The organism is Mesorhizobium sp. M7A.F.Ca.US.005.03.2.1, assembly GCF_003997795.1.
GTDB classification, from domain to species: domain Bacteria; phylum Pseudomonadota; class Alphaproteobacteria; order Rhizobiales; family Rhizobiaceae; genus Mesorhizobium; species Mesorhizobium ciceri.
Genome location: NZ_RZRP01001042.1, coordinates 1 through 1,923 on the forward strand (window position 1 = coordinate 1; position 1,923 = coordinate 1,923).

At 63.3% G+C, this 1,923-nt stretch carries 4 protein-coding genes; 1 reads left to right on the top strand and 3 read right to left on the bottom strand.

The features are described from left to right. Positions 1 to 450, bottom strand: a 450-nt coding sequence (locus EN991_RS34330) for an alpha/beta fold hydrolase (RefSeq protein ID WP_206519310.1), incomplete at its 3' end; no start/stop codon positions are given. A gap of 47 nt (positions 451 to 497) precedes the next feature. Here EN991_RS34330 and EN991_RS34335 point away from each other — a divergent pair. Further along, positions 498 to 950, top strand: a complete 453-nt coding sequence (locus EN991_RS34335; RefSeq protein ID WP_013531696.1) for a MarR family transcriptional regulator — start codon at positions 498 to 500, stop codon at positions 948 to 950. An 18-nt stretch (positions 951 to 968) separates the two neighbouring features. On the opposite strand, the gene EN991_RS34340 is transcribed toward EN991_RS34335, so the two are convergent. Next, positions 969 to 1,580: a pyridoxamine 5'-phosphate oxidase family protein gene (locus EN991_RS34340; RefSeq protein ID WP_063172133.1), complete on the bottom strand. Its 612-nt coding sequence runs from the start codon at positions 1,578 to 1,580 to the stop codon at positions 969 to 971. A 72-nt stretch (positions 1,581 to 1,652) separates the two neighbouring features. Continuing rightward, positions 1,653 to 1,923: DUF971 domain-containing protein (locus EN991_RS34345; RefSeq protein ID WP_164769598.1), on the bottom strand; the 271-nt coding region annotated here is incomplete at its 5' end.

The following is a 1,923-nucleotide window of genomic DNA, read 5'->3' on the forward strand; positions in this document are numbered from 1 at the left end:
GAACGGGGCGAACCATTCGCCGGCAACCCGCACCGCATCCACCGCATTGACCATGTTCAGGCGCCGGCCCTGCGACTGGCCGTGGCCAGGCAGGTCGAGCGAAACGACCCTGTAGCCGGCGGCGCGATAGCCTTCGATCAAGGCGCGCATATATTCGGTGCGCGAGCGCCAGCCATGGACGACGAGCACCGTGCCGACGGCCGCCCTGCCCGGCTCGGGCCGGAACTCGTGCACCATGACGCAGCCGGTCGCGGTCTTCAGCCGGTGATGACGCGCCTCGGTCATGAACCCCGTCGCACGCTCGACAGCGCGGCGCTCGCCATCGCTGAGCGCCTTGACATTCGGGGTGCGGCAGAACAATTCGAACGCCGCGCGTCCGCTGAGCCGTGGCGCGACACGCTCTGCCGCACCGAACACGCCCCGGATGACCTTCAGCCCGAATGATGCCATAGTGAGAATCCATCCATACGTTCAAGCATGAACATAATAGTTCAAAGATGAACAATAAACAAGAGCTGCCTTGGGACAACCCGCGTTTCCGCAACTGGGTCGCGGTGGCGCGCGCCTGCCATGTGCTTGAGCGCACGCTGGCGGTGAAACTTGCGCCGCTCGATTTGAAACCGGCGCAGCTCGACGTGCTGATGAACCTCTATCGCCACCCCGGAATGTCGCAGCACGATCTTGCCCGCAAGTTGCTCGTCGGCCGCTCCAACATCACCATGCTGTTGCCGCAGCTGGAAGCGCGTGGCCTGCTGCGCCGCGAGGGTGATGAGAAGGACAAGCGCATCTTGCGTCTCGCCCTGACGGAAGCCGGCGAGGCGCTGCTGATGCAGGCGCTGAAAGTGCATATGGCGCTGATCGAGAAGGCGATGAGCCAGTCGACGCCGGAGCAATGCGACATGATCGGCGAGCAGATGCGCAAGATCTATGATGTGCTGAATGAGGCTTGAGCGCCCTTCAGCCCAACCCTACCACATCGTCTTCTTCGCCCGTTCCGGCCATTCCTTGTCGTAGGTTTCGCCGTCGATGTTCTTGCGGCTGGTGATTTCCAGGATCTGTCCGGGCGTCGGCAGCGACTTCGGCTCGACATGCCTTGCCGGGTTCCAGAGCTCGGAGCGGACGATGGCCCGGGCGCATTGGAAATAGACCGCATCGATGTCGACGACGGTTACCGATCGCGCCGCCTTGCCGTCCACCGCAAATGACGCGCACAGCGCTGTATCCGTTGTGATGTGGGCGCGACCGTTGACGCGCAGCGTCGTACCGGAGCCCGGCACCAGGAACAGCAGGCCGACGCGTGGGTCGCGGATGATGTTTTTCAGCGAATCGGCGCGGTTGTTGCCGCGACGGTCCGGCATCATCAGCGTTTTCGGATCATGGATGCGCACGAAGCCGGCGAGATCGCCGCGCGGCGAACAGTCCAGCCCCTCCGGTCCGCTGGTCGCCAGTGCGACAAAGGGCGAGGCTTCGATGAAGGCGGCGTATTCGGGAATGACGTGGTCGAGTTCCTTGACCAGCGAGGCCTCGCCTGGAACGCCATAGAGTGCCTCGAGCTGCTCGACCGTGGTGATGACGGACATGTTTTCGCCTCCAAACCTTTGCCGGCGCTACGCCATCTCGATGACGTTTTGACGACAGCGAGAGGAATCAATCTAGCGGTCCCGGCTCAATCCCTTTTCCGCAAGCTCCGCGAGATAGGCTTCCCAGCGCGCATCCTTCTCGTGGCCGAGCGTATGCAGGTAATTCCAGGTGAAGATGCCGGTGTCGTGGAAATCGTCGAAGGTGATGCGCACGGCGTAGTTGCCGACCGGCTCGATCTTCAGGATCGCCACATTGCGCTTGCCGGGGACCGTCACCCGCTGATCCGGCGAATGGCCCTGCACTTCGGCCGATGGCGAGGCGACGCGCAGCAGTTCCGCCGGC

Excerpts from the sequence above, each read along its gene's own strand:
- EN991_RS34335 (WP_013531696.1), top strand. The coding sequence starts at position 498 with ATGAACAATAAACAAGAGCTGCCTTGGGACAACCCGCGTTTCCGCAAC.
- EN991_RS34340 (WP_063172133.1), bottom strand. The coding sequence starts at position 1,580 with ATGTCCGTCATCACCACGGTCGAGCAGCTCGAGGCACTCTATGGCGTT.